Origin of the sequence: Lentzea sp. CA-135723 (genome assembly GCF_050936595.1) — a bacterium.
GTDB lineage: Bacteria > Actinomycetota > Actinomycetes > Mycobacteriales > Pseudonocardiaceae > Lentzea.
This window is the reverse complement of sequence record NZ_JBNJMK010000001.1, coordinates 693903-715239: the sequence shown is the minus strand read 5'-3', so window position 1 is coordinate 715239 and position 21337 is coordinate 693903. Positions and strand designations below refer to the sequence as shown.

Here is a 21337-nt window from a genome sequence, read left to right as displayed (position 1 = left end):
GCAGCCGCTAGACCCGGAGGGAGTTGTCGGCGAGGTGGTGGCTCAGCCTCGCCTCGGACAGCGCGACCGCGAGTGCCTGCGGTTCGAGCCCGCGCAGCAGCCCCAGCAGCGGGTCACCCCGCAGGCCGTAGCGGAACAGGTCGCAGGCGTTGAACCCGGCGGCCCAGTACGTGACGCCGGGGTCGGCCATCCACCGCGCCTTCTCCCGCACCGTCAGGTCCTCCCACACGTCGACCTTGTCGTCGAACGACCTGGGCAGGAACTCCGCGATCCTCTTCGCGTCGGACGGGTCGGGGCGCAGCGTCGCCCTGACCGCGGCCCGGTGCTCCGGGTAGTCCCGCATCAGCCGCAGCTTGGTCAGGTCCGAGGCGACGGCGGCGGCCTTCACCGGGTCCGCGGCCGCCTTGATCGTCTCCCGCACGGCGCGGCAGTCGTCCCACTCGCGCAGCTCCTCGTCCGAAGCGACGAGCCGGAGCCGTTCGTTCGCGGGCAACGCCTTCCACGTCTCGTCCTGCTTCGCCGCGCCCTGCCCGACGAACGCCTGCGCCCAGTCGACCAGCGCCTGGTGCACCGACCGGTCCCGCTTGTCGTGCCTCGCCATCAGGTCGAGCGTCGGCGGCAGGTTCCTGGTCGTGTCGACGCGGCAGGAGAAGACCAGCAGGTACTTCCACCGCGCCTTCTCGGCCCGGCCGAACACGCCGTCGCAGGTGTGCGGCCCGTCCTTCGGGCAGCCGGGGACGTTCGAGCACAACCTCAGGACGTCCGGCGTCTCCCGGGACCCGACGACGATCGCCGGCGCGGCATACCCGTACAGCGCGGTGATCGCGCGCCGTTCGTGCTCCTTGAGGGGCTCGTACTGGTAGTTGGGCACCGACATCCCCGCGATCACGACCTGCATCGGGATCCTGTCGTGCTTCTCCTTGATCAGTTCCAGCACGTTCACCATCGCCAGCGACGTGCCCTCGTCGGCGTAGAAGTGCAGTGTCAGCCCTTTCGGCACCACCACGCTCTCCGCACCGACGAACGAGCCGTGCCCGATCAGAACGCCCACCATCGCGGTCCTCCACCCGAAGTCGCTGCCTCTGCGGATGAGTCGCCGGCGCCACCCGATTCGTGACCGGCAGAACACGGGTGGAGCAACGGAGAACCCGATGGGTCATCCGTCCACCGTGGATGGAGTCGTGGTGGCGCAGCCCATCGCGTCCGTCAGCGGAGTCCCTCCGCTCGTGCGCACGAGGTGGGTCTCACCCCACACGCGCACGCCTTCGACGACGGGCAGAACCGTTGTCCCGTAAGGCGTGAGCCGGTAGATGACCGGCGCGGGCACCGGCCCGGTCTCCACGCGGTCGACGAGTCCGTCGGCTTCGAGCTCGCGCAGCTGCTCGGCCAGCACCTTGGGCGTGATCGGCGTGCACCGGCGGCGCAGACCGGCGAAGTGCGACTCGCCGTGGGCGAGCCAGTACAGGACGGTCAGCTTCCACTTGCCGCCGATCGCGGCGAACGCCGCGGCCATCGGGCAGCCCGGCAACGGGTTGGGGCGGGAGGGGTTACCCGCAGGTGCCTTCTTGTCCACGGCCGCGCTCCGCTCGGATAGTCAGGCCATCTTCACCGAGGGCTCGCAGATGTTCAAGCGCGGCGGCAAGTACTACTTCATGTGGTCCGAGGACGGCTGGACCGGCCCGAACTACGCCGTGGCGTACGCGATCTCCGACTCGCCCACCGGCCCGTTCACCGAACTCGGCCGCGTGCTCACCCAGGATTCCGCCGTGGCAAGGGGTTCCGGCCACAACTCCGTGATCAACGTGCCCGGCACCGACATCTGGTACATCGCCTACCACCGCCGTCCGCTGAGCCGCTCCGGCGCCAACGACCGGCAGCTCGCCTACGACCGCATGACCTTCAACGCCGACGGCACGATCCAGCCCGTCACCATGCGGGTCGAGGACAACTTCGACGACAACAACGCCATCGGCTGGACCACGCACGGCGGCACCTGGACGGCGAGCGGCGGACGGTACGAGACCGGCGCGTCGTACGGCGGGAAGTCGTTGCTGGACACGAACTTCACCGACTTCGTGCAGGACGCCGACATCACGCCCAGGTCGGCGAACGGCGACAGCGGGGTCGTGTTCCGCGCCACGCAGGCCACCACCGGCACGGACGCATACCGCGGCTACTACGCCGGCATCACCGGCAACGGACGCGTCGTGCTCGGCAAGGCCGACAACAACTGGACGCAGCTCGCGTCGGCACCGGTGACCGTGCGGCCGAACGTCAGGCACCACCTGCGGGTCGAGGCCGTCGGCTCGTCGATCAAGGTGTACGTCGGCGACCTGACCACGCCGAAGATCTCCGTCATCGACACGAGCTTCACCAGCGGTGCCAACGGGGTCCGCGTCTTCAACACCGGTGCCGCGTTCGACGACTTCGCCGTCGCGCACCGCTGACCGGCAGGAGCGGGGAGGGCCCCTTCGGCTGCGAGGGGCCCTCCCCGCTCCCGGCACGGCTCCGCGAGTGTGAAAGTTGCGCGGGGATGACGAGCGTGCGTTGACGAGGTTGCCGACCCGGTCCTACTGTCAGTGGAGCACTGAATTGAAACGTTTCAATCGACCGCCGGCGCTGACAGACCTCCACTGACCAGGAGCACACGCGATGCGAAGTCGATCCCTGCAGCACGCTCGCACGAGAATACTCAGCGTAGTAACAACGACACTCTTAGTCACGTCGGTGGTGGTCGCGGTCCCTGCCGCCGCGGCACCCGCCGACCTCTCCGGCGCGCACTGGATCTGGTACCCGGAAGGAAGTCCCGCGGCCTCCGCCCCTGCCGAGACCCGCTACTTCCGCCGCTCCTTCACCCAGCCCGCCGGGCAGGTCGGCGACGCGAAGCTGGTCGTCGCCGGTGACGACACCGTGGACGTGTGGCTCAACGGCGAACCGCTCGCCGCATCCGCTCGCACCACCGACTCGTGGCAGCGCGCGGTCACCGTCGACCTGCGCTCCGCCCTCGTCACCGGCGCCAACACCCTGGCGATCGCGGTGCGCAACGGCAGCACCGGTCCGGCCGGGCTCGTCGCCCGCGCGCGGATCGTCACGGCCGGCGCGGCCGCGGACCTGATCACCGACGGGTCCTGGAAGGCGGGCAGGAACGCGGCCGAGGGCTGGGAACGGCCCGGCGCGGCCGACAGCGCCTGGCCCCAGGCCGCGGACCTCGGTTCGTACGGCATGGCGCCGTGGGGTGACCGCGTCACGGCGGCCGATCCGGGCGAGGCGTCGCCGTTGACCGTCGCCTCGACGACGACGGAACGACGCGTGGCCCCGCTCGGCGTGGACGCGAAGCGGCCGAGGTTCGGCTGGACGCTGGCGTCCTCCTCCCCCGCCCAGCGCCAGGGCTCCTACCAGGTGATCGTCGCGAGCACGCGGGCGCTGGCCGACGCGGGGACTGGGGACATCTGGGACTCGGGGCGGGTGCACGACGAGCAGTCCGTCGACGTCGTCCACGGCGGGCGGGCGCTGACCTCGCTGACCGCCTACCACTGGCGGGTGCGCGTGTGGGACACGCTGGGACGGGGTGGCGCGTGGAGCGCGGTCTCGTCGTTCGAGACGGGGCTCTACAACGTCTCCTCGGAGTGGCGCGGGGCGTTCATCGGGGGTCCCGCGGGCCAGGGCCTGGAGGGCGCGACCTGGATCTGGTACCCGGAAGGCTCCCCTGCCGGCGGCGTTCCGGCGGCGACCAGGTACTTCCGCAAGTCCTTCACGCTGCCCTCCGTCCCGGCCGCCGCGACGCTCGCGGTCACCGCCGACGACACGGCCACCGTGTGGGTCAACGGCGTGCAGGTCTACGCCAGCCCGCAGGTCGCGGACTCCTGGAAGCGGGCGGGCACGATCGACCTCTCCGGCAGGCTGCGGGCCGGCACCAACACCATCGCCGTGGCGAGCGCCAACACCTCGGACTCCCCCGCCGGTCTCGTGGCGAGGCTGACGGCCGGGGACGTCGTGACGCGGACCGACGGGACCTGGAAGGCGTCCACCCAGTCCCCGGCCGGGTGGGAGCAGCCGGGCTTCGACGACAGCGCGTGGCCTCAGGCGATGGCGCTGGCCGGCATCGGAGGGGCGCCGTGGGGTGACCAAGTCACCGTGCCGCAACCGGCTCCGTTGCTGCGCAAGGGTTTCACGGTCAGCAAGGCAGTGCGCAGCGCCCGGCTGGTCACCACCGCGCTCGGCCTGCACGAGACCCAGCTGAACGGCGCCAAGGTCGGCGACGACGTGCTGGCGCCGGCGTGGACGGACTACACCAAACGCGTGCAGTACAAGGTGCACGACGTCACCAGCCGGATCCGGCAGGGCACCAACGCACTGGGCGCGTGGCTCGGCAACGGCTGGTACTCCGGCAGCCTCGGCATCGGCGGCAACAGGTTCTACGGCACCCAGCCGTGGTACTCGGCGCAGCTGATCCTGTCCTATGTGGACGGCACGACGGAAACCGTTGCCACGGACGGCACCTGGAAGTACAAGCCGAGCCCGGTCACCGCGGACGACCTCTACCACGGCGAGCACCACGACGCCCGGCTCGCGACACCGGGCTGGGACGCCGCCGGGTTCGACGACAGCGGCTGGAGCACCGCCCAGGTGCGGCAGGGCGCGATGCCGAACCTCGTGGCACAGGTCGACGCCGGCACGAAGGTGCAGAAGGACCTGCGGCCGGTCGCGCTGACGCAGCCCAAGCCTGGCGTGTGGGTCTTCGACCTCGGCCAGAACTTCTCCGGCTGGAACCGGCTCCGCGTGCAGGGTCCCGCGGGCACCACGATCACGATGCGCCACGCGGAGGTCCTCAACCCCGACGGCACGCTCTACACCACGAACCTGCGGGCTGCACAGGTCACCGACCAGGTCGTGCTCGCGGGCACGGGCCAGCCCGAGACGTTCGAACCGAGGTTCACCGTCCACGGCTACCGCTACGTCGAACTGACCGGGCTGCCGAGCACGCCGACGCTCGACACGATCACCGGCAGGGCCGCCTGGACGGCCGGCGCGGAGATCGGCGGGTTCGACACCTCCGACGCGATGCTCGACAAGCTGCAGAACGCCATCGTGTGGGGACAACGCTCGAACATGCTCTACGTCCCCACCGACTGCCCCCAGCGCGACGAACGGCTGGGCTGGACCGGCGACATCGCGTCGTTCGCCCCGACCGCGACGCACAACCTGGACGTGTCGGCGTTCCTCGACAAGTACACCGACGACCTCGTCGACGCCCAACGGCCCGACGGCGCGTTCACGGACGTCGCGCCCGACGTCAGCAACATGGGCGCGGGCACGGCGGCGTGGGGTGACGCGGGCGTGATCGTCCCCTACACCCTCTGGCAGCGCTACGGAGACCTGCGGGTGGTCGAGGAGCACTTCACCGCGATGACGAGGTGGGTCGACTACCTGCGTTCGACGGCGGACGCCTCGCTGATCCGCGACCGCGGCGGGTTCGGCGACTGGCTCAACGTGCAGGACGACACCCCGCGCAACGTCATCTCGACGGCGCACTTCGCGTGGTCCGCGCGCCTGGTGTCGCGGATGGCGCAGGCCATCGGCAGCACGGCGGAGGCGACGAGCTACGGCACGCTCGCCGACCAGGTCTCGGCCGCGTTCACGAACCGGCTCGTCGCCGCGGACGGCACCGTCTCCGGCAACACGCAGACGGGCTACTCGCTCGCGCTGGCGTTCGGGCTGCTGCCGCATAACCGCGTTCAGTCCGTTGTGGACAAACTGGTGGCCAGGGTGCGCGCCGCGAACAACCACCTGACGGTCGGCTTCGTCGGGGTGTCGCACCTGCTGCCGGCGCTGGCCGAGCACGGCCGCGCGGACGTCGCGTACCAGATCCTGATGCAGCCGGACTACCCCGGCTGGGGCTACACCCTCGGCAAGGGCGCGACGACGATCTGGGAGCGCTGGGACAGCATCCGCCCGGACGGCTCGTTCCAGGACCCCGGGATGAACTCGTTCAACCACTACGCCATGGGGTCCGTCGGCGAGTTCCTCTACCGCACCGTCGGAGGGCTGACCTCCGCCTCCCCCGGCTACCGGTCGTTGCTCGTCGCACCGAAACCGGGCGGCGGGCTGACGTCGGCGCGGTCGTCGCACCGCACCCCGTACGGCGAGGCGCTCAGCGAGTGGAGCACCGCGGGCGGGCGGTTCAGCCTGCACGTCGTGGTGCCCACCGGAACGTCCGCCGTGGTGCGGGTTCCTGCGGGGAGCGCGGCGGCGGTGTCGGCTCCGGCCGCCGCCGTTCCGCTCGGGTACGGATCGGGTGCGGCGTCGTTCCACGTGCCCGCCGGTGATCACGTGTTCACCGCACCCGCCGGCGGGTGATCCGCCGCCCGGCGGGCTGAACGCGAAGCGGCCTCCGCACCCGGTGCGGAGGCCGCTTCTGGTGGCGCGTCAGGCCGTTCAGTCCTTCTTGAACGCGTCCTTGACCTTCTCCACCGCTTCCTTCACGTGGCCCTTGGCCTGGTCCGTCTTGCCCTCGGCCTGCAGACCCTCGTCGTCGGTCAGCTCACCGGCGGTCTCCTTGACCTCGCCCTTGAGCTGATCGCCCTTGGCCTCGAGCTTGTCATCGGCGCCCATGGCGTCCTCCCTGCATCCGAACCTGGCTTCGACGTCTCTCTTGTGGGTGCCCGAAACAGCCGCGTCGAAACGGGGTCAGGCCTTGCGCTGCATGCTTTCCCTGGCCGGGTTCGCCTGCTTCTCCGCCTTCGGGTCCTTCTCGTCCTGTTTGGCCCGGACGCCTTCCTCGACCTGCTTGCCGATCTCCTCGTCGACGTTGCGCCAGTACTCGAAAGCACGCCCCAGCACCGGTTCGGAGACGCCGTTGAGCAGGTGTCCCACCACGTTGTCGACCAGGCGGGTCCGTGCGGCGTCGTCCAGCACCTCGCGGACCATGGTGCGGGCCTGACCCCAGTCGTCGTCCTCGGCGTGGGCGACGTAGGCCGCGCGCACCATCTCGCCGTCGGCGGCCCACCCCGCCGCCGGGCCGTACTGCTCGGCGTCCGCGCGCGGCCCGCCCTTCGAGTTCGGCGCGTACACGGGGTCGGTGACGTTCGTGTACCGCATCGCCCCGTCCTTGCTGTAGCTGTGCACGGGCGACTTGGACGCGTTGACGGGAAGCTGCTTGTAGTTCGCGCCGATGCGGTAGCGGTGCGCGTCGGCGTACGCGAACAGCCTGCCCAGCAGCATGCGGTCCGGGCTGGCGCCGATGCCGGGCACGAGGTTGTTCGGCTCGAACGCGGCCTGCTCGATCTCCGCGTGGTGGTCGGTCGGGTTGCGGTCCAGCGTCAGCTTGCCGACCTCGGTGAGCGGGTAGTCCGCGTGCGGCCAGACCTTGGTCAGGTCGAACGGGTTGAACCGGTACCCGGCGGCGTCGTCGAAGGGCATCAGCTGGACGAAGAGCGTCCAACTGGGATGGTCGCCGCCCGCGATCGACTCGAACAGGTCGCGCGTGTGGTAGTCCGTGTCGGCGGAGGCCATCTGGTCGGCCTCGTCCTGGGTGAAGAACTCGATTCCCTGGTCGGTCTTGAAGTGGTACTTCACCCAGAACTTCTCACCGGCCGCGTTGACCCACATGTACGTGTGCGAACTGTAGCCGTTCATGTGCCGCCACGTGCGCGGGATGCCCCGGTCCCCCATCAGCCAGGTCACCTGGTGCGCGGACTCGGGCGAGAGCGTCCAGAAGTCCCACTGCATGTCGTGGTCGCGCAGGTTGTTGTCCGCGCGGCGCTTCTGCGAGCGGATGAAGTGCTGGAACTTCATCGGGTCCTTGATGAAGAACACCGGCGTGTTGTTGCCGACCATGTCGTACACCCCTTGGGAGGTGTAGAACTTCACCGCGAACCCGCGCGGGTCGCGCCAGGTGTCGGGGCTCCCCCGCTCACCGGCCACCGTCGAGAAGCGCGCCAGCACGTCCGTCGTCGTGCCCGGCTGGAACACCGCCGCCCTCGTGAAGCGCGAGACGTCCGCCGTCACCTCGAACCGGCCGAACGCGCCGCTGCCCTTGGCGTGCGGCTGGCGTTCCGGGACGCGCTCCCGGTTGAACTGCGCCATCTGCTCGATGAGGTAGTGGTCCTGCAGCAGGATCGGGCCCGCCGGGCCGATGGTGAGCGAGTGCTCGTCGCTTTCGACCGGGATGCCGGCGTCGGTGGTCGTGGTGGGTTGGTCAGCCATCGGGTCCTCTCAGCGTCGCGGGGCGGGCGCGGCCGTGACACGAGCCGCACCTCCGGACGGATCGACCTCCCGACCGCCGGGCAAACCCGCGACGCCGCCGGGAACCTGCTCGATCGAGTGATCTTGCCGACGGCTCGGGGTGCGACGCGCGCTGACCGCGACGACTTCGAGGTCAGGTGCGCAGGGTGTGTCCGGGCAGGGTTCCGCACTGCCGCCGGTAGTGGTGGGCGAACCTCGCCTTCGGGGTGAACCCCCAGGCCGCCGCGATCGCCGCCACGGTGACACCGGCCGGCGTGGGCGTCGACGTAGGCGATGGCACCGCGCGTGACCTGTAGGTCGTGCCGCGGATGACGCCCGCGTACGGGCGGTCGTGCGGCGCGTACATGAAGACGTCGCGCTCCGAACGTGCCCTCGGTCCCGTCGGGGAAGAACTGCCGACGATGCCGCCGCTGTGCGGTCTCGCCGAGGTCCGAGCTGTCGAAGCGCAACGTCGTCATCCGGGTCGTCTCCTCTCGTCGAGCACGTCCGGCACGTCGAGTGGTCGTCCGTCGAGCGTGGTCCCGCAGCCCCGGAAGCGAATCTCGGCGCAAACCCGCCGGGCCGCGTCCAGGCGGATGTTTCGCCACTTCAGGGCCGGTGTAGCCGGGTGGATGACGCATCTCGGGCGGCGCGGCGGTGTTCGCATTCGGAGTACCGTCTTCGCTTTTGGGTTTCGCTCCTCGTCCAGTGGTGGTGTGGTGGGGGGAAGGACCAGAGCGTGAGCGAAGGGACCGCCGATGAAGCGCACGGCCCCGCCGGAGACGAGTCCGCGGTGACCGAACTGACCATCTCCGTGCACCAGCTCGAACCGGCCCTGGTCGTGCGCCTGTCCGGCGCGCTGGACGGCCCGCTGACCGACGACGCCGCCCTGAGTGCCGCGGTGGCCGCGCCGGCCTCCCCCGCGTCGGTCGTGTTCGACCTGCGGGAGGTGGAGCTGCTCAGCGCCGCCGGCAGGCGTGGGCTGCTCGCGGTCGTCGAGGCGCTGCGGGAGCGGGGTGTGCGCTGCGAGGTGGTGGTCGACCCGGCCACAGCCGCGGCCGCGACCCTCCGCATCGCCGCGCTGCCCGAGGGCGTGGAGGTCTACGACGCGGTGGAGAGGGCACCCGCAGGCGTGCAGAACGCGTTGCTGCTCGCCTCGGCGCGCAGTGCCGACGACACGCTCGGGGGCCAGTTCGCCGCGTTGACGCAGATGCTGTTGAGCGTGAAGACCGTCGGCGCGGCGCTCGAACGGATCGTGAGCGCCGGGCAGACGATGATCGCGGGCGCGGACATGGTGAGCGTGACCCTGCGCGGCACCGACGGCAGGTTCTTCACGCCGGTCGGAACGGACGCGGTGGCCGAGAGCCTCGACCAGGCCCAGTACCGCAGCGGCCACGGCCCCTGCGTGGACGCCGCGCTGCCCGACGGTCCCGGGTTCGCCGCGAGCGACGACCTCGCGTCCGAGCCCCGCTGGACGCACTTCGCCGAGGAGGCGACCCGGCACGGGTTCGCCTCGGTGCTGTCGACCGACCTGCACCCGCAACGGCCGACCGCCGTGGGCGGCGCGCTGAACGTCTACTCGAAGCGCGTCAGCGGCCTCGACGGCCGCGACCGGCACACCGCGCTGATGCTGGCCGCGCACGCCTCCCTGGCGCTCGCCTACACGACCGCGGTCGAGCTCGCGGACCTGCACACCGAGCAGATGCGGCGGGCGATCGACAGCAGGGACGTGATCGGTCAGGCCAAGGGCATCCTCATGGCCCGCAGGGGGATGACCGCGGACGAGGCGTTCGACGTGCTGCGCCGCACCTCGCAGGACCTCAACGTCAAGCTCGTCGACCTCGCCAGGACGCTCGCCGAACAACCGGACGGCATCGGCAAACCCGGCAAGCCCGCCTAGCCCCGCGTCGAGTTGAGCAAACAGCTCGGTGAACACCTCCAGAGGAGTTCCGAGATGAAACGCGCTCTACCGCACAGCGAGGACGACTGGTCGGCACGCACGACGCTGCAGGACGGCATCCCCGTCGTCACGATCAGCGGTGACGTGGACGCGCACACCGCGCCCGCGCTGAACGCGGTGCTCGCGGCCCAGCTGCGCCGCCGTCCCGCCGCGCTCGTCGTCCACCTCGGCGCGGTGTCGTACTTCGACTCGTCCGGCCTGGCCGTGCTGCTCGACACCCGTGAACTGGCGGCGAGCCAGCACGTGCCCGTGCACCTCGCCGCGATCTCGCCGCGCGTCCTGGCCTCGCTGGAGGTCACCGGCCTGACCGGCCTCTTCCCGCGCCACGCGACGGTGCGGGAGGCGGTGCGCGCTCACGCCCGCAGCGTCTGACCCGGCGAACGGCACGAACTCGGTGCCTCGCCGTGCGGACGGCCGAGGACCGCCCGACTTGTAGGCCCACAAGATCAGGATTACGGTGGGAGACACCTCCAGTGAGTCGGGTTGAGATGGAAGCCCGGTGAACGACCTCGACGAGGGAGTCGCCGGTATGCCTGAACTGTCCCCTGCCCGCGTGCTGAAGATCGCGCTGGTGGACCTGCCCACCCGCTCGCCCGAACAACGGGCCCACGTCGCGGAACTCGCCGTCGCGCTGAGCCGCCAGGGCCACGAACCGACGGTGTTCCGATATCGCACGGATCCCACCGCTCCCGGACGCGTCACCGCCCGCGACGGCTACGAGGTCGTGTTCGTGCCGGCCGACCCGCCGGAGCCGCTCGACGACGGCACCGGACCGCACCTCGGCGAGATCGCCGAGTTCCTGGCAGAACAGTGGCGAACCGGGCTGCCGGACGTCGTGCACTCCCACGGCCGGCTGGCCGGGCTGGCCGCCGTCACGGCCGCGGACCGCACGCGGACACCGGTCGTGCACTCCGGGCACGGCGGCGAGTCGGCAGAGCCGCTCCGGCTGAGGAGCGACGGGAGGCTGCTCGCCCGGCAGGTGACGCGGTTCGTCACCACGAGCGCGGCGGAGGTCCCCGAGCTGACGAGGACCGGGGTGCACCGGGCGCGGATCAGCATCGTCCCCGGCAGCGTCGACCTCGACCTGTTCCACCCGGACGGTGCCGTCGCGCGCCGGCGGCAGGCCCGCCGGATCGTCACCGTCGCGAACGCCGAGTCCAGCCGTGGCGTCGCCGAACTGGTCTCCGTGCTGCCACTGCTCGACGACACCGAGGTGGTGATCGTCGGCGCCGGTGCGGAAGCGCACGAGCTGAGGTCGTTCGCCCGGCACGCGGGTGTCGCGCAGCGCGTCGTCCTCGCCGGGCAGGTTCCGCGCGCGGCACGGCCCGCGCTGCTGCGGTCCGCCGACGTCGTCGTCTGCCTGCCCGAGACGGCGCCGTTCGGCAGGATCGCGCTGGAGGCGATGGCGTGCGGCACCCCGGTGGTCGCCACCGAGGTCGGCGTGCTGGCCGACGCGGTCGTGCGCGACGTCAGCGGGCTCCACGTGCCCGCGGGCAGTCCGCGCGCGCTGGTCAGGACGCTGACGCGGCTGCTCGACGAGGTCTCGTCGCGCGAACAGCTCGGCATCGCCGCCAGGGACCGGGCTTCGGCCAGGTACTCGCGGGATCGTCTCGCGCGGGAGCTCACGTCGGTCTACGCGCGCGTCGTGGACGCGCCGGTCGCGGCGGTGCCCCAGGTCGTGTCGTAGCGCCGGACCAGATCAGCTGTGGCGGATCGCCACGAGTGCGATGTCGTCGGCGGCCTGCTGGTCGCCGACCATCGTCGCCATCACCCGCGCGCACACCGCTTCCGGCTCCGTCGCCGTGACGGTGTGCCGCAACCGTTCCAAGCCCGCGTCGAGGTCCTCGCCGCGCCGTTCCACCAGGCCGTCGGTGTAGAGCACGACCACCGATCCCGGCGGCAGGTCGACGTCGGCGGCGCGGCGCCCGGAGGTGGCGAGCTCGAACCCGACGGGCGGGTCGACGGGCACGCGCGCGAACGCGGCGTCCTGACCCGCCACCGCGACCACGGGCCGCAGGTGCCCGGCGACGGACAGGCGCATGCAGTGCGCCGCCCTGTCGATGACGGCGTAGGCGACGGTGGCCATCGTGTCGTGCTCGAAGTGGCTCGCCTTGCGGTCCAGTTTGGACAGCACCACGGCGGGATCGGCGTAGTCCAGCGCGTAGGCCCGCAACGCGCTGCGCAACCGGCCCATGACGATCGCGGCCCGCAGCCCGTTGCCGACGACGTCACCGATCACGACACCCGTGCGCCCGCCGGGCAGTTCGAACACGTCGTACCAGTCGCCACCGACGCCGTTGCCCGCGCCGGGGACGTACCGGGCCGCGAGCTCCCAGCCCTCGGTGCTCGGCAGGCGGGACGGGAGCAGGCTCTCCTGCAGCAGGGTCGCGGCGGTGCGTTCGACCCGCATCCGGTTGACGTACACCGCCATCGCGAGGCGGTCCGCGACCAGCCGCAGCGCGTCGACCTCCTCGTCGGTGAACCGCCGCGACGTCGTGCTGCCGACGTGGATGACGCCGACCAGCTCCCCCTCCGCGACCATCGGCACGCCGAGCAGCACCCGGAGTCCGTGCTCCCACAGCAGCGGGTTGACCACTGTGGACTCGTCGACGCGCTCGATCTGCAACGGCCGCAGCGTCTGCGCGACCCTGCCCGCGAACCCCTTGCCGACCGGGACGCGCACGCCCTGGAAGACCTCTTCCTCGAGACCGGAGGTCGCCCGCGCGACGAGCTGGACGCCGTCCGGGTCCAGCAGCAGGACGGTGACGGTGTCGACGGCGAGCAGCACGCGGAAGCGGTCGAGGAGCACCCGCAGGAGCTCGTCGACGCCCAGGTCCCTGAGCGACCTGTCCGTGACGGCGTCCAGCACCCGCCACCGGATCGCACCCGCCCCGGTCATCCCGCCTCCGTCCCGCTCGTCGGATGAGCTCGATTCCACGCCTCGCGGCCTCCCAACCGGCTTCCGCCCGAACGGTGTGGAACTCGGCTCGCCGGGGTATACCACCTGGCCGGTCACGGACAGGGCACCACGGCGAACACGGTTTTGCCGTCGTCGGGCAGCAGGGTGATGCCCCAGGCGCTGGAGGTGCCCTCGACCATCACCACGCCCCTGCCCCGGTGCTCGCCCAGCCGGGAGTGCCCGTAGACCGGGTGCTCGGACGAGGTGTCGTCGACCTCGACCGTGACCTCGCACGGCGACTCGCGGCGCAGCACCCGCAGCCGGCCCTGCCCCGGCGTGTGGTCGAGCACGTTGCTCACCAGCTCTGTCACGACCAGCAGCACGTCGTAGAGGTGGTCCTCGCCGAGCCCGGTCAACGCCTTGCCGACGTCGTGCCGCAGGTCGGTCAGCAGGACGTCGCGGTCGAACCGCAGGTCCAGGACCACGAACGGAACCTGGTGAGTCATGGCGCGGCTCTTCCCTGCCGAGGACGCAAACGAGCGGGGTTACCCGGTGTCAGGCGGTTCAAACCCCGGGCGCGACGAGACGTCGGCGAGGCCTCGCCGACGTGCCGACCTCCGGCGGAAAGGTCCACGAGTCGACAACGACTGCCGGTTCCGGAATGCTGATCTTCTCGTTGAGCAAGCAGCGGCCGTGAAGAGAACCCCAGCACGCAAGGGAACGGGCCGATGCAGCACGTGGAGATCAGCGCACGACGGATCGGGTCCGTGCTGGTGCTCGCGCTCTCCAACGTGCAGCCCGACTCGGTCTCCCTCACCGAGGCTCTGAACGCCGCGGCCCCGGCCGACGCGCACGTCGTCGTCGACCTGCGGCAGGTCACGCTGCTGTCGGTGGCGGTGGCACGGGCCGTCGTCGACTTCGGCGGATCGGTCCTGCGGCGCGGCGGCGGGTGCTCGCTGGTCATGGCCTCGTCGGGCCACGCGGCGGACGCGGTGCTGGACCACTTCGACCCGCGCCACGTCCTCTCCCGGCACAAGACGTTCGGCAAGGCGCTGGCGGACGCGGCGAGCAGGAGGTCACCGGAGACCGGCGGTTTCGGCGCCGCGGTGAACACGCTGGCGTTCGACAGCACCGACCTGGAGGTGACCGAGGAGTTCCTCAGCTCGTCCTACGCCCCGATGCGGATCGGCAGCGACACCGGGACGTCCGGCGCGCACATCACGAGGGTCGCCACGAGCGGGGTGAGCGTCGACCGCCTCGACCTGACCTTCGAGATGAGCTACGACGTGCAGCCGCTCGGGCAGATCTGCCTGTGCGACATCGAAGAGGGCACGATCGACGGACATCGGGTCGACGGCTGGCGGGAGGCGCAGGCGTTCGGAGCGGGCGAGCTGTTCTCGTTCTCGCCGCCCGACCGCGCCTACGTCGGCCGGATCGTCCGCGCCCGCTACGGCATCACGATGTTCGACCCCGCGCTGCTGGAGCAGATCGCCGGCGAGCCCGTCAGGTTGCTGGACCACCGTCCGGTCGACGCGTCCAGCGCGCGGCACGTGCGCCGGGCCATCGCGCACCTGCGGGACGACGTGCTCGCCGTTCCGGGGATCGGCGACAACGAGCTCGTGGTGGCGACCGCGACCCAGTACCTCGCCTCCGCCGTGCTGAACGCCTTCCCCACCTCCGCGTCCGGCCACGAACCCGACCTGGCGGGCAACGACGCGCACGCGGGCGTGGTCCGGCGCGCGATCGCGTTCATCGAGGCGAACGCCGACCGCCCGATCGGGCTCGCCGACGTCGCCGCCGCGGCACGGGTCTCCCCGAGGTCGGTCGAGCAGGCGTTCCAGCGCCACCTCGGCACCACTCCGATGGCGCACCTGCGGCGGGTGCGGCTCGACGGCGCCCGTGCCGACCTGCGCGCCTCGGGCACCGAGGACACCGCCCTCGGCCGGATCGCGACGCGGTGGGGCTACCACCGGCCGGCCGCGTTCGCCGCGCACTACCGCGCCACCTACGGCGTCACTCCCCAGCAGACCCTGCACGACGACGAACCCGCGCGCCGGACGGTGCGGCCCAGGGCGGACCACGACCGGCTCACCGACGCGGTCCTCGACCAGTTCGAGTCGCTCACCGGTTCGCTGCTCGACGCCGCGACCACCGAGGACGCGCTGGCGTTCCTCGTCCGCACGGCCCGCGCGGTGATCCCCGGCGCGGACCTGGTCGGCGTGACCCTGCGGTCCGGTGACGCGCTCACCACCCCGGCGTCCACCGGAGCCGGGGCCGAGCAGCTCGACCAGGTCCAGGAGGCCGCCCGGCGGGGCCCCTGCCTCGACGTCACCGCACCCGGCGCACTCGCGCAGGTCCACTGCGACGACCTCGCCGCCGACCCGCGGTGGCCCGAGTTCGCGGCGGCCGCCGTCGCCAGGGGCCACCACGCCCTGCTCACCACCGCGCTGCACGACCGCACCGGCGCGCTCACCGTCTGCTCGGCCCGCCCGGACGGCCTGACCAGCGCCGACGCCAGGATGGCGGTGCTGCTCGCCACGCTCGGCTCGCTGGCGCTCGCCCACGCGCGGCTCACCGAGCAGTCCGCGCTGCGCCAGGCGGAGCTGCGGCGCGCGATCGAGAGCCGCGACGTCATCGGCCAGGCGAAGGGCATCCTCATGCAGCGCGAGGGCATCAGCGCCGACGAGGCGTTCCACCTGCTGCGCAAGACGTCCCAGCACCTCAACACCAAGCTCGTCGAGATCGCCCGCACGGTCGCGGCACGCCCGCGGGAGCTCGACGGGTAGCCGGTCCGCCGGGCGGGGTACCCGGCCTGCACGACGTCCCACGAAGAGCGGAGATGACCGGGTGCCGGAACGCTGTGCCGACACCGTCGGCGTGGAAGAGGAGTTCCTGCTCGTCGACGCGGGCTCCGGGCGGACGGTGAAGCGGGCGGACGCGGTGCTGGCGCGCGTGCGGGACACCGACTTGACCCGGTTCCACGCCGAGTTCGCCGCGACGCAGGTGGAGGCGGCCACCGGGCCGTGCACCGGCGTGGCGAAACTCGGAGAGGAACTCGCACGCTCTCGCGCGCTGCTGGCCGACGCCGCGCGGGAGGAAGGCCTCGAGCTGCTTTCCCGTGGCACACCGCGAAAAGTCTCCACCCACCCGGTGGTCGCGCCCGGCGCGCGGTTCCACCGGATCCTCGACGCGTACGCGGGCGTCATCGAGCACTACGAGGCGTGCGGCTGTCACGTGCACGTCGGGGTACCGGACCGGGAGACGGCGGTGGCGGTGCTGGGGCACGTACGGCCGTGGCTGCCGACGTTGCTCGCGCTGTCCGCCAACTCTCCCGACCGCGGCTACGCGAGCTGGAGAACGGTGCAGCAGTCCCGTTTTCCCGGCTCCGGTGTGCCGCCGCGGTTCGCCGGCGCCGCGGACTACGACGCTCACATCGCCAGGATGGTGGCGTGCGGGACGCTCGCGGACGCCACGCAGTCGTTCTGGCTCGTCCGGCTCGGCACGAAGGTCCCGACCGTGGAGTTCCGGGTGGCGGACGCGGCGGCCGAGGTGGACGACGCGGTGCTGCAGGCAGCCCTGTGCCGTGCGCTCGTGCACATCGCGTGCCAGGACATCGGCAACGGCGCGGAACCACCGGCGGTGCGCGACGACGTGCTCGCGGCCGCGGTGTGGACGGCGTCGAGGTACGGCCTCGACGGTGCCGCGGTGCACCCCTGGCTCGAGTGCAGGGTGCCCGCCACCGCGGTGCTGGACGAGCTGGTCGCACGCGTGACGCCGGCGTTGGAGGAACGCGGCGAACTCGCTCTGGTGCTTGGGCTCCTGGATCGCCGGGTATGACTCCGGGGTGGAGCTTCCCTCACCTCGCGGTCCTCTGTCCGAACGGGTCGTCGCCGCGCTGAGCGGCACGCCGGACGGCCGCGTCATCGAGTTCGTGCCTGCCGACCCGCACGGCGAAGACCTCGCCATCGCGCTGTACACGTTGTACGAACTGCACTACGGCGGGTTCACCGGGGTGGACCCGGCCTGGGAGTGGGACCCGGAACTGCTGCGGCTGCGGTCGCACGCCGAGGGCGTCTTCCTGGCGCGGCTCCGGTCCGATGTGGAGGGTGGTGACGACCTCGACGCCGCCCTGGAGGCGTTGCTGGTCGAGCACGTGCCCGGCAACGGGGTGTCGCACCACCTGCGCGACCACGGGACCTGGGACCAGATGTGCGAGTACTTCGCCCACCGCTCGGTCTACCACCACAAGGAGGCCGACCCGCACGCGTGGGTCATCCCCCGGTTGCGCGGCAGGGCCAAGGCGGCGCTGGTGGCGGTGGAGTTCGACGAGTTCGGCGGCGGGCGGGCCGACCGGATGCACTCGCGGCTCTACGCCGACCTGCTCGAAGGAGCGGGCATGTCGGCGGACTACCTGCACTACCTGGACGACGTGCCCGCGCCGGCCATCGCGATCGTCAACATGATGTCGCTGTTCGGCCTGCACCGGTCGTTGCGCGGGGCGCTGGTCGGGCACTTCGCCGCCGCCGAGATCACGACGGCGCCGAGCGCCCACCGCATGGCGCAGGCGTTGACCCGGCTGGGCGCCGACCCGCGGTGCGCCGAGTTCTTCACCGAGCACATCGAGGCCGACGCCGTGCACGAGCAGATCATGCGCAACGACGTCATCGGTTCGTTGCTGGAGCAGGAACCCTCACTGCGCGCCGACGTGGTGTTCGGCATCCAGGCCACCGAGCTCCTGGAGGCACGGCTGGCCGATCACCTGCTGTCTTCGTGGGACGCGGGTGAATCGTCGCTGCGGACGCGCCTGCGGTGGCTGGTGTCGCAGAACGGGTAGCGCTTGCTGCGGCGGCAGGCGCACACCGCGACCACGAACCGGTCGCTGGTGTGCGTCACGCCGTCGTCGGTGACGAGTTCGACCGGACCCTCAACGAGCACCGGGCCGTTCGGCACGATCGTCACCCGGCGCGGGTTCTGCTCGGTCACCTCGGATCACCACCAGTTCCTCTTCTCGCTGACCGGGCGCGATCAGGCCCTGCTCCTCCAGGAACGCCGTCCTTCCCCGCAACACCGGCCCGAACGGCACCGAGCGGCGCTGCACCACCGCCGCCTTCAGGCCGCCGTCCCGCAGCCGCCGCACCGTCTCGTCCACTCCGGACAGTGCGGAGTGGACCATCAGCAACACGCCGCCCGGAGTGAGCAGGTCGAACGCCCTGGCGCACAACGGGTCGAGCAGTCCCCGGCCGTCGAGTCCCGCGTCCCAGGCCCGCGCAGGGCCGCGCGCGACGCGGTCGGCGGGCACGTAGGGCGGGTTGGCGAGGACGAGGTCGAAGCTCTCGTCCCCCACGACGTCGAGCACGTCGCCGAGGCGGACCCTGACCGGCAGCCGGTGGATCGCCGCGTTGACCCGTGCCGTCCACACCGCACGCCGTGAGACGTCCACGGCGGTCACCTCGGAGGCTCCGGAACGCATCGCCGCCAAAGCGAGAGCGCCCGTGCCGGTACCGATGTCCAGGACGCGGGCGCCCGCGGGAACCGCCGCCTGGCGCAGCGCCTCCAGGAGAAAAGCCGTGTCTTCCTGTGGCGCGTAGACACCTCGCGCTCTGAGCAACATCACGAACGACGAGTCGGCCTGTTCCGCGACCTCGAAACAACGTCGTGCGAAGGTGTTTGCCCGGCGATTTCGCGGGCAACCGGCCGACAACCCCGTTCTCTGCCAAGAGGAGGGTTGATGAAGGCCGTCACCTGGCACGGCAAGCGCGACGTCCGGGTCGACACCGTGCCCGACCCGCGCATCGAGTCCCCCACCGACGCCGTCGTCCGGGTCACGTCGACCGGTGTGTGCGGCTCGGACCTGCACCTGTACGAGGTGCTCGGCCCGTTCATGACCGAGGGCGACGTCCTCGGGCACGAGCCGATGGGCGTCGTCGAGGAGGTCGGGGCCGAGGTCACCTCGCTCAAGCCCGGCGACCGCGTGGTCGTGCCGTTCAACATCTCCTGCGGGCACTGCTTCATGTGCGACCGCGGCCTCCAGTCCCAGTGCGAGACGACCCAGGTCACCGACCAGGGCAAGGGTGCCGCGCTGTTCGGTTACACCAAGCTCTACGGCCGGGTGCCCGGCGGGCAGGCCGAGTTCCTGCGGGTGCCGCAGGCCCAGTACGGGCCGATCAAGGTGCCGGACGGGCCACCCGACGACCGGTTCGTCTACCTGTCCGACGTGCTGCCCACCGCGTGGCAGGCCGTGCAGTACGCCGAGGTCCCGCGGGGCGGTTCCGTCGTCGTCTTCGGCCTCGGGCCGATCGGCCAGATGTGCGCCCGCGTCGCGCGCCACCAGGGCGCCGAACTGGTCATCGGCGTCGACCTCGTGCAAGAACGCCTGGCGCGGGCCGAGGCGCACGGCGCGACCGTGCTCGACACCCGCGACCACGACCACATCGGCGACGCGGTGCGGGCGCTCACCTCCGGCCGGGGCGCGGACTCCGTCATCGACGCGGTGGGCATGGAGGCGCACGGCGCGCCCGCGGTCAAGCTTGCCCACAACCTGGTGGCCATGCTGCCGCAGGCCGCGGGGGCGTTGCTCACCGAGAAGGCGGGCATCGACCGGCTGACCGTGCTCTACGCGGCCATCGACGCCGTCCGGCGGGGCGGCACGATCTCGTTGTCGGGCGTGTACGGCGGCATGATCGACCCGATGCCCATGATGGAGCTGTTCGACAAGCAGATCAGGCTCCACATGGGACAGGCCAACGTCCGCCGCTGGATCGACGACATCCTGCCCCTGCTCTCCGGCGACGACGATCCCCTCGGCGTGGACGACTTCGCCACCCACCGGCTGCCGCTGCAGGACGCGCCGCGCGCCTACGAGATGTTCCAGAAGAAGCTCCACGGGGCTCAGAAAGTCCTGCTCCAACCGACAAGTTGAGGAGTGACAACCCTTGAGCACGATCACCGAGACCGTCGACGTCGATGTGGACGTGACGACCGCCTACAACCAGTGGACCCAGTTCGAGAGCTTCCCGCGGTTCATGGAGGGTGTCGACGAGATCAAGCAGATCGACGCCACCCGCACGCACTGGCGGCTCGACGTGGGCGGGGTGAAGCGCGAGTTCGACGCCACCATCGTCGACCAGACGCCCGACCAGCGCATCGCCTGGCGTTCGGACTCCGGGCCCGACCACGCCGGCGTGGTGACGTTCCAGCGCCTCGACGCGAACCAGACCAGGGTCACCGCGCGGATGGACATCGACCCCGAGGGGTTCGTCGAGAACGTCGCCGACAAGCTCGGCATCCTCGACCGCCGGGTGAAGGGCGACATGAAGCGGTTCAAGGAGTTCATCGAGAACCGCGGTGGAGCCGAGACCGGTGCCTGGCGCGGAGACGTCGACAGGCCCTGAGCGGACCGAGGACGGAGGGCGGCATCGTGCGCGGTGCCGCCCTCTTCGTGGTCCTGTCAGCCCCGCCTGGGCCGCGGCACGGACCGGAGAGCGAGGAAGGCGTCGACCCTGCTCGGGTGCAACGACAGCAGCGCGTCCACGCCCGTCATCTCCAGCGGCTTGAGCACCCTCTGCCCGCCCGCGACGACCGCGAACGGGACGTTCATCGACGTGGCCAGGCGCTCGACGGTGATCAGCAGGTTGATCCCGGTGGACCCGAAGAAGCTGACCGCCTCCAGGTCGATGACGACTCCCGAGGGACCGCGCCGCACGGCGTCCAGCGCCTCGCGCAGGGGTGACTCGTCGGTCATCCGGTCGATCTCACCGGTCACGACCACGACCGCGATCCCGTCCTGGTGCTCCGTTCGAGCCGTCAGCACCGCGGTGCATCCGCTGGGCTGCTCGTACATGGCGCGCTCCTCCCGGCAAACCGCGCGAAGCGCCGACGCGAGCCGCTGCCCAACCCGGAAAACCTGTCGATGACCTCACAAAGAGCAGATCGATGGTGTGGTTCCTGCACCTCACGCTAGGCCCTCTGCCATCCCGGCACAACCGCCCCCTGATCGGGGGACAGCACGATTGCGGGGTGTCACCTGCGGGTATCGCTCGCCGATGAGGACATCGATCGCCCTGTTCACCCGTGACCTGCGCGTCCACGACAACCCGGTGCTGCACGCCGCGGCCGCCGCGGACCGGTGCGTCCCGCTGTTCGTGCTCGACGACGCGATCACCTCGTCCTCGTTCTTCACCGCCAACCGCGCGGCGTTCCTGCTCGACTGCCTGAAGGACCTCGACGCCGCCCTGCGCGAACGCGGCGGCAAGCTG

General features: G+C 71.3%; 20 protein-coding genes and 1 pseudogene. 11 read left to right on the top strand and 10 right to left on the bottom strand.

Annotated elements, in window-relative coordinates:
- Window positions 1-7 precede the first annotated feature (7 nt).
- Window positions 8-1054: a putative adhesin gene (locus ACQEU1_RS03065; protein WP_433195962.1), complete on the bottom strand. Its 1047-nt coding sequence runs from the start codon at window positions 1052-1054 to the stop codon at window positions 8-10.
- 102 nt (window positions 1055-1156) lie between these two features.
- Window positions 1157-1573, bottom strand: coding sequence for a winged helix-turn-helix transcriptional regulator (locus ACQEU1_RS03060; protein ID WP_433195960.1), 417 nt, complete (start codon window positions 1571-1573; stop codon window positions 1157-1159).
- Between ACQEU1_RS03060 and ACQEU1_RS03055 the strand changes: the two genes are divergently transcribed.
- Both ACQEU1_RS03055 and ACQEU1_RS03050 read left to right on the top strand, forming a co-directional pair.
- Window positions 1566-2447 carry a family 43 glycosylhydrolase gene (locus tag ACQEU1_RS03055; protein ID WP_433195958.1) on the top strand — a complete coding sequence of 294 codons (882 nt, stop codon included), beginning with the start codon at window positions 1566-1568 and terminating at the stop codon, window positions 2445-2447. The two genes, ACQEU1_RS03060 and ACQEU1_RS03055, sit on opposite strands and share 8 nt — an antisense overlap.
- A 280-nt stretch (window positions 2448-2727) precedes the next feature.
- Window positions 2728-6357, top strand: a complete 3630-nt coding sequence (locus ACQEU1_RS03050) for a family 78 glycoside hydrolase catalytic domain (RefSeq protein WP_433195956.1) — start codon at window positions 2728-2730, stop codon at window positions 6355-6357.
- Window positions 6358-6435: 78 nt separating this feature from the next.
- Here ACQEU1_RS03050 and ACQEU1_RS03045 read toward each other — a convergent pair whose 3' ends face one another.
- The 3 genes from ACQEU1_RS03045 to ACQEU1_RS03035 all read right to left on the bottom strand — a co-directional run bounded on the left by ACQEU1_RS03045 (window position 6436) and on the right by ACQEU1_RS03035 (window position 8590).
- A complete protein-coding gene (locus tag ACQEU1_RS03045) occupies window positions 6436-6612 on the bottom strand; it encodes a CsbD family protein (protein ID WP_433195954.1) in 177 nt (58 codons plus the stop codon).
- 75 nt (window positions 6613-6687) lie between these two features.
- On the bottom strand, window positions 6688-8205 hold the full coding sequence (locus ACQEU1_RS03040) for a catalase (RefSeq protein ID WP_433195952.1): 1518 nt from the start codon (window positions 8203-8205) through the stop codon (window positions 6688-6690).
- Window positions 8206-8377: 172 nt separating this feature from the next.
- A complete protein-coding gene (locus ACQEU1_RS03035; RefSeq protein WP_433195950.1) occupies window positions 8378-8590 on the bottom strand; it encodes a hypothetical protein in 213 nt (70 codons plus the stop codon).
- Between the two features lie 372 nt (window positions 8591-8962).
- Between ACQEU1_RS03035 and ACQEU1_RS03030 the strand changes: the two genes are divergently transcribed.
- The 3 genes from ACQEU1_RS03030 to ACQEU1_RS03020 all read left to right on the top strand — a co-directional run bounded on the left by ACQEU1_RS03030 (window position 8963) and on the right by ACQEU1_RS03020 (window position 11870).
- Window positions 8963-10123, top strand: a complete 1161-nt coding sequence (locus ACQEU1_RS03030; RefSeq protein ID WP_433195948.1) for an ANTAR domain-containing protein — start codon at window positions 8963-8965, stop codon at window positions 10121-10123.
- 54 nt (window positions 10124-10177) lie between these two features.
- A complete protein-coding gene (locus ACQEU1_RS03025; RefSeq protein ID WP_433195946.1) occupies window positions 10178-10555 on the top strand; it encodes an STAS domain-containing protein in 378 nt (125 codons plus the stop codon).
- A gap of 157 nt (window positions 10556-10712) precedes the next feature.
- Entirely contained in the window at window positions 10713-11870 is a 1158-nt protein-coding gene (locus ACQEU1_RS03020; protein ID WP_433195944.1) for a glycosyltransferase, read from the top strand.
- Window positions 11871-11882: 12 nt separating this feature from the next.
- Here ACQEU1_RS03020 and ACQEU1_RS03015 read toward each other — a convergent pair whose 3' ends face one another.
- Together ACQEU1_RS03015 and ACQEU1_RS03010 are read right to left on the bottom strand one after the other, a co-directional pair.
- The gene (locus ACQEU1_RS03015) at window positions 11883-13082 is read right to left on the bottom strand and encodes a PP2C family protein-serine/threonine phosphatase (RefSeq protein ID WP_433195942.1); all 1200 of its coding nucleotides are present in this window, start codon (window positions 13080-13082) and stop codon (window positions 11883-11885) included.
- A 113-nt stretch (window positions 13083-13195) separates the two neighbouring features.
- Entirely contained in the window at window positions 13196-13588 is a 393-nt protein-coding gene (locus tag ACQEU1_RS03010) for an ATP-binding protein (protein WP_433195940.1), read from the bottom strand.
- Between the two features lie 222 nt (window positions 13589-13810).
- On the opposite strand from ACQEU1_RS03010, the gene ACQEU1_RS03005 reads away from it, so the two are divergent.
- From ACQEU1_RS03005 to ACQEU1_RS02995, 3 genes are all read left to right on the top strand, one after another.
- Complete coding sequence (locus ACQEU1_RS03005) at window positions 13811-15868, top strand: ANTAR domain-containing protein (RefSeq protein ID WP_433195938.1); 2058 nt, start codon at window positions 13811-13813, stop codon at window positions 15866-15868.
- Window positions 15869-15929: 61 nt separating this feature from the next.
- Complete coding sequence (locus tag ACQEU1_RS03000) at window positions 15930-16919, top strand: carboxylate-amine ligase (RefSeq protein WP_433195936.1); 990 nt, start codon at window positions 15930-15932, stop codon at window positions 16917-16919.
- Window positions 16894-17916 carry an iron-containing redox enzyme family protein gene (locus tag ACQEU1_RS02995; protein ID WP_433195934.1) on the top strand — a complete coding sequence of 341 codons (1023 nt, stop codon included), beginning with the start codon at window positions 16894-16896 and terminating at the stop codon, window positions 17914-17916. Before ACQEU1_RS03000 ends, ACQEU1_RS02995 begins: the two co-directional genes overlap by 26 nt.
- On the opposite strand, the gene ACQEU1_RS02990 is transcribed toward ACQEU1_RS02995, so the two are convergent.
- The gene (locus ACQEU1_RS02990; RefSeq protein WP_433195932.1) at window positions 17838-18065 is read right to left on the bottom strand and encodes a CDGSH iron-sulfur domain-containing protein; all 228 of its coding nucleotides are present in this window, start codon (window positions 18063-18065) and stop codon (window positions 17838-17840) included. The genes ACQEU1_RS02995 and ACQEU1_RS02990 overlap by 79 nt on opposite strands.
- Window positions 18007-18696 (bottom strand): HemK2/MTQ2 family protein methyltransferase, encoded by a 690-nt coding sequence (locus ACQEU1_RS02985; RefSeq protein ID WP_433195930.1) that lies wholly within the window; start codon window positions 18694-18696, stop codon window positions 18007-18009. The genes ACQEU1_RS02990 and ACQEU1_RS02985 overlap by 59 nt, the downstream gene beginning before the upstream one ends.
- 114 nt (window positions 18697-18810) lie before the next feature.
- Between ACQEU1_RS02985 and ACQEU1_RS02980 the strand changes: the two genes are divergently transcribed.
- Both ACQEU1_RS02980 and ACQEU1_RS02975 read left to right on the top strand, forming a co-directional pair.
- A complete protein-coding gene (locus ACQEU1_RS02980) occupies window positions 18811-20001 on the top strand; it encodes a zinc-dependent alcohol dehydrogenase (protein ID WP_433195928.1) in 1191 nt (396 codons plus the stop codon).
- Between the two features lie 13 nt (window positions 20002-20014).
- On the top strand, window positions 20015-20473 hold the full coding sequence (locus ACQEU1_RS02975; protein ID WP_433195926.1) for an SRPBCC family protein: 459 nt from the start codon (window positions 20015-20017) through the stop codon (window positions 20471-20473).
- Window positions 20474-20529: 56 nt separating this feature from the next.
- On the opposite strand, the gene ACQEU1_RS02970 is transcribed toward ACQEU1_RS02975, so the two are convergent.
- A complete protein-coding gene (locus tag ACQEU1_RS02970) occupies window positions 20530-20922 on the bottom strand; it encodes an STAS domain-containing protein (RefSeq protein WP_433195924.1) in 393 nt (130 codons plus the stop codon).
- A 202-nt stretch (window positions 20923-21124) separates the two neighbouring features.
- Here ACQEU1_RS02970 and ACQEU1_RS02965 point away from each other — a divergent pair.
- Window positions 21125-21310: pseudogene (locus tag ACQEU1_RS02965) on the top strand (deoxyribodipyrimidine photo-lyase); the annotation flags it as partial.
- Between the last annotated feature and the right edge of the window lie 27 nt (window positions 21311-21337).

What these genes read in the sequence shown, in the direction of transcription:
- ACQEU1_RS03065 (WP_433195962.1), bottom strand. Translation starts at nt 1,054, where the DNA reads ATGGTGGGCGTTCTGATCGGGCACGGCTCGTTCGTCGGTGCGGAGAGC.
- ACQEU1_RS03045 (WP_433195954.1), bottom strand. Translation starts at nt 6,612, where the DNA reads ATGGGCGCCGATGACAAGCTCGAGGCCAAGGGCGATCAGCTCAAGGGC.
- ACQEU1_RS03040 (WP_433195952.1), bottom strand. Translation starts at nt 8,205, where the DNA reads ATGGCTGACCAACCCACCACGACCACCGACGCCGGCATCCCGGTCGAA.
- ACQEU1_RS03035 (WP_433195950.1), bottom strand. Translation starts at nt 8,590, where the DNA reads ATGTACGCGCCGCACGACCGCCCGTACGCGGGCGTCATCCGCGGCACG.
- ACQEU1_RS03025 (WP_433195946.1), top strand. Translation starts at nt 10,178, where the DNA reads ATGAAACGCGCTCTACCGCACAGCGAGGACGACTGGTCGGCACGCACG.
- ACQEU1_RS03020 (WP_433195944.1), top strand. Translation starts at nt 10,713, where the DNA reads ATGCCTGAACTGTCCCCTGCCCGCGTGCTGAAGATCGCGCTGGTGGAC.
- ACQEU1_RS03015 (WP_433195942.1), bottom strand. Translation starts at nt 13,082, where the DNA reads ATGACCGGGGCGGGTGCGATCCGGTGGCGGGTGCTGGACGCCGTCACG.
- ACQEU1_RS03010 (WP_433195940.1), bottom strand. Translation starts at nt 13,588, where the DNA reads ATGACTCACCAGGTTCCGTTCGTGGTCCTGGACCTGCGGTTCGACCGC.
- ACQEU1_RS03005 (WP_433195938.1), top strand. Translation starts at nt 13,811, where the DNA reads ATGCAGCACGTGGAGATCAGCGCACGACGGATCGGGTCCGTGCTGGTG.
- ACQEU1_RS02980 (WP_433195928.1), top strand. Translation starts at nt 18,811, where the DNA reads ATGAAGGCCGTCACCTGGCACGGCAAGCGCGACGTCCGGGTCGACACC.
- ACQEU1_RS02970 (WP_433195924.1), bottom strand. Translation starts at nt 20,922, where the DNA reads ATGTACGAGCAGCCCAGCGGATGCACCGCGGTGCTGACGGCTCGAACG.